Origin of the sequence: Kytococcus sp. HMSC28H12, assembly GCF_001816045.1 — a bacterium.
Lineage (GTDB): Bacteria > Actinomycetota > Actinomycetes > Actinomycetales > Dermatophilaceae > Kytococcus > Kytococcus schroeteri.
In genome coordinates this window covers 1-3,736 of the sequence record NZ_KV824604.1, presented here as the reverse complement: position 1 = coordinate 3,736, position 3,736 = coordinate 1, and the positions used below count along the sequence as shown (strand labels likewise).

Below are 3,736 nucleotides of genomic sequence, written 5' to 3'. Positions count from 1 at the left end.
GGCGGCCAGGGCCACGCGCACGCGGGCGCCGACGGCGAGGCCCAGCAGCGCCAGGGAGCAGGCCACGACGGCCGCGATCGGGGACATGCCGGCACCGTAGCGAGGGCCCTCGGTCCGCCACGTGCGTCGTCCACACCCCACTACCCTGACGCCGTGACCACCCCCACCGCGTCCTCCCCGTCCACCGTCGCCCCGGACCGCCTGCGGGTGGTGGTGCTGCTCTCCGGGGCCGGCTCCACGGCCCAGGCCGTGTTCGACGCCGCCGCCGGTGACGCCCCGTTCACGGTGGTGGGCGTGGTGGCCGACCGGGAGGCCGAGGGCCTGCAGCGCGCCGCCGCGCACGGCATCGCCACGCAGGTGGTGGCTCCGCACGACCACGCCGACCGGGCCGCCTGGGACGCCGCCCTCGCCGACGCGGTGGACGCCCTGGCCCCGGACGTGGTGCTCTCCGCGGGCTTCATGCGCATCCTCGGCGCAGCCTTCCTGGACCGCTTCGGCGGGCGCACGCTCAACGCCCACCCGGCCCTGCTGCCGAGCTTCCCCGGCGCCCACGGCGTGCGCGACGCACTGGCCCACGGCGTACGGGTGACGGGCTGCACCCTCCACCTCGTCGACGCCGGTGTGGACACCGGCCCGATCGTGGCCCAGCGCGCCGTGGAGGTGCTCCCCGGCGACGACGAGGCGGGGCTCCACGAGCGCATCAAGGAGCGCGAGCGGGAGATGCTCGTGACCGAGCTGACCCGCATCGCCACCGAGGGGCTGCCGACCGGGCGCTGAGGGGGAGTGCGGCGCCCTAGACTGGGGCCACACGACTGGCGCAGGTGGGCCACCACCGGGAAGTGACGATTCGAGGGCATCGCCCGCCTGGGTGCCCCGGCAACCGACGAGACGGAGTCACCGTGAGCACCGAGTCCACCATCCGCCCCATCCGCCGCGCGCTGCTCAGCGTGTTCGACAAGACGGGCCTCGACGAGCTGGGTCGTGGCCTGGCCGAGGCCGGCGTCGAGATCGTCTCCTCCGGGGGGTCGGCCCAGCACCTGCGGTCCCTGGGCGTGCCGGTCACCCCGGTGGAGGAGGTCACCGGCTTCCCGGAGTGCCTCGACGGGCGCGTGAAGACGCTGCACCCCCACATCCACGCCGGGATCCTGGCCGACCGCACCCGCACCGACCACGCCCAGCAGCTCGAGGACCTTGGCGTGGCCGGCTTCGACCTCGTGGTGGTGAACCTCTACCCCTTCGCCGAGACCGTGGCCTCCGGCGCCGACCGTGACGCGATCATCGAGAAGATCGACATCGGTGGTCCGTCGATGGTGCGCGCCGCTGCCAAGAACCACGCCAGTGTGGCGGTGGTGGTGGACCCGGCGAGCTACCCCCGCGTACTCGAGGCCGTGCGCTCCGGCGGCCTGGACCTCGCCGCACGCCGCGAGCTGGCCGCCGCCGCCTTCGCCCACACCGCCGCCTACGACGTGGCGGTCTCCACGTGGATGGCGCAGGACACCGCCGCCGAGGGTGAGCAGTTCGGTGCCCACCGCTCGGCCGCCTGGGAGCTGGCCGACACGCTGCGCTACGGGGAGAACCCCCACCAGGCCGCGGCCCTGTACCGCGACGTGGTGGCCGGAGACGCCCCCGCCCCCGGCGTGGCCGGCGCCCAGCAGCTGCACGGCAAGGCCATGAGCTACAACAACTACGTGGACGCCGACGCCGCCTGGCGCGCCGCCCACGACCACGGCGACCAGCCGACCGTGGCCGTGGTCAAGCACGCCAACCCGTGCGGCATCGCCGTGGGGCCGGACGTCGCCACCGCCCACGCCCGCGCCCACGCCTGCGACCCGGTGAGCGCCTTCGGGGGGATCATCGCCGCCAACCGCGAGGTGACGCGCGAGATGGCCGAGACGGTCAAGGACGTCTTCACCGAGGTGGTCATCGCCCCGTCCTTCGCGCCCGAGGCCGTGGAGCTGCTCACCGCCAAGAAGAACATCCGCCTGCTCACCGCCCGGGCGCCGGAGCGGGCCGGCCAGGAGCTGCGCCCCATCAGCGGCGGCCTGCTCGTGCAGGAGCGCGACGTGCTCGACGCCCCCGGTGACGACGCCGCGGCTTGGGAGTTGGTGGCCGGCGAGGCCGCCGACGAGGCCACCCTGGCCGACCTGCAGTTCGCCTGGCGCGCGGTGCGGGCCACCAAGTCCAACGCCATCCTGCTGGCCAAGGACGGCGCGAGCGTCGGCATCGGCATGGGGCAGGTGAACCGCGTGGACTCCTGCCACCTGGCGGTCTCCCGCGCCGGCGAGGAGCGCGCCCGCGGCTCCGTGGCCGCCTCGGACGCGTTCTTCCCCTTCGCCGACGGCCTGCAGGTGCTGCTCGATGCCGGCGTGCGCGCCGTGGTGCAGCCCGGTGGGTCGATGCGCGACGAGGAGGTCGTGGCCGCCGCCCGCGAGGCCGGGGTCACGATGTACCTCACCGGTACCCGCCACTTCGCCCACTGAGTTCTGGGACGATGACGGACATGACCGCTCAGATCCTCGACGGACGCACGGTTCTCCAGGAGATCAAGGACGACCTCACGACCCGCGTGAAGGCCCTCCTGGACGCCGGCCACACCCCCGGCCTGGCCACCATCCTCGTGGGTGAGGACCCCGGCAGCCAGTGGTACGTGGGGGCCAAGCACAAGGACTGCGCCCAGATCGGCCTGCCCAGCTACCGCCACGACCTGCCGGCCAGCGCCAGCCAGGCCGAGGTGGAGGAGCTCATCGACGAGCTCAACGCCGACAACCGCGTGACGAGCTTCCTCGTGCAGCAGCCCACCGGCCTCGACGAGTTCGCGCTGCTCTCCCGCGTGGCCCCGCACAAGGACGTGGACGGGCTGCACCCCTACAACCTCGGCAGCCTGGTGCACGGGGTGGAGGCCCCGCGTGCCTGCACGCCGGCCGGCGTCATCGAGCTGCTGCGCCGCTACGAGGTGCCGTTGGAGGGCGCCGAGGTGGTGGTGGTGGGCCGCGGTCTCACCGTGGGGCGCCCGCTGGCGCTGATGCTCGCCGAGCGCTCGGTGAACGCCACCACCACGGTGGTGCACACCGGCACCCGCGACCTCGCCTCCCACCTGCGCCGCGCCGACGTGGTGGTGGCCGCCTCCGGCGTGCCCGGCATGGTGACCGCCGACATGGTGAAGCCCGGTGCCGCGGTGCTCGACGTGGGCGTCTCCCGGGTGGACGGGAAGATCGTGGGTGACGTGGCCGAGGACGTGGCCGAGGTGGCGGGCTGGGTCAGCCCCAACCCCGGCGGCGTGGGCCCGATGACGCGCGCCATGCTGCTGCGCAATGTGGTGGAGGCCGCGGAGCGTGACGCCGCCGCCTGAGCGCCGCGCCGGGTGGTCGGGGCCGCTGGCGGACAAGCGTGGCCCCTCCATCCGCCCCCTGGACCGGCTCGTGGACCTCGGGGCGTGGTGGCTGACCCTCGCCCTCCTGGCCGCCGGCACGGTGATGGTGGTGCTGCACGAGGTGCGTCCGGCCGTGATGGTGCTGGCCACCGGGGCGGCCCTGGGGGCGCTCCTGCGTGCGGTGCTGCCCGAGCGCCTCGCCGGCGGGCTGGTCACGCGCAGTCGGTGGGCGGACGTGCTCATGTGGCTGCTCATGTCCGGTCTGCTGTGGACGATGGCGCGCCTCATCCGCCTCTGAGGCGCTGCCGAGGCTCGACCAGCTGGCCTCACGCGACGAAGGGCCGACCCCGCACGGGGTCGGCCCTT

Annotated in this window: 4 protein-coding genes; all 4 read left to right on the top strand. The window is 74.4% G+C overall.

All coding sequences use genetic code 11. The features are described from left to right. Positions 1–201 precede the first annotated feature (201 nt). The 4 genes from purN to HMPREF3099_RS09510 all read left to right on the top strand — a co-directional run bounded on the left by purN (position 202) and on the right by HMPREF3099_RS09510 (position 3,668). On the top strand, positions 202–777 hold the full coding sequence (gene purN, locus HMPREF3099_RS09525; RefSeq protein ID WP_070705732.1) for a phosphoribosylglycinamide formyltransferase: 576 nt from the start codon (positions 202–204) through the stop codon (positions 775–777). Between the two features lie 122 nt (positions 778–899). After that, positions 900–2,480, top strand: coding sequence for a bifunctional phosphoribosylaminoimidazolecarboxamide formyltransferase/IMP cyclohydrolase (purH, locus tag HMPREF3099_RS09520; RefSeq protein ID WP_070705730.1), 1,581 nt, complete (start codon positions 900–902; stop codon positions 2,478–2,480). Between the two features lie 20 nt (positions 2,481–2,500). Beyond that, positions 2,501–3,349 (top strand): bifunctional methylenetetrahydrofolate dehydrogenase/methenyltetrahydrofolate cyclohydrolase, encoded by an 849-nt coding sequence (locus HMPREF3099_RS09515; RefSeq protein ID WP_070705731.1) that lies wholly within the window; start codon positions 2,501–2,503, stop codon positions 3,347–3,349. After that, positions 3,333–3,668: a DUF3017 domain-containing protein gene (locus HMPREF3099_RS09510; protein WP_070705729.1), complete on the top strand. Its 336-nt coding sequence runs from the start codon at positions 3,333–3,335 to the stop codon at positions 3,666–3,668. Before HMPREF3099_RS09515 ends, HMPREF3099_RS09510 begins: the two co-directional genes overlap by 17 nt. Positions 3,669–3,736 lie beyond the last annotated feature (68 nt).

What these genes read in the sequence shown, in the direction of transcription:
- HMPREF3099_RS09515 (WP_070705731.1), top strand. Translation starts at nt 2,501, where the DNA reads ATGACCGCTCAGATCCTCGACGGACGCACGGTTCTCCAGGAGATCAAG.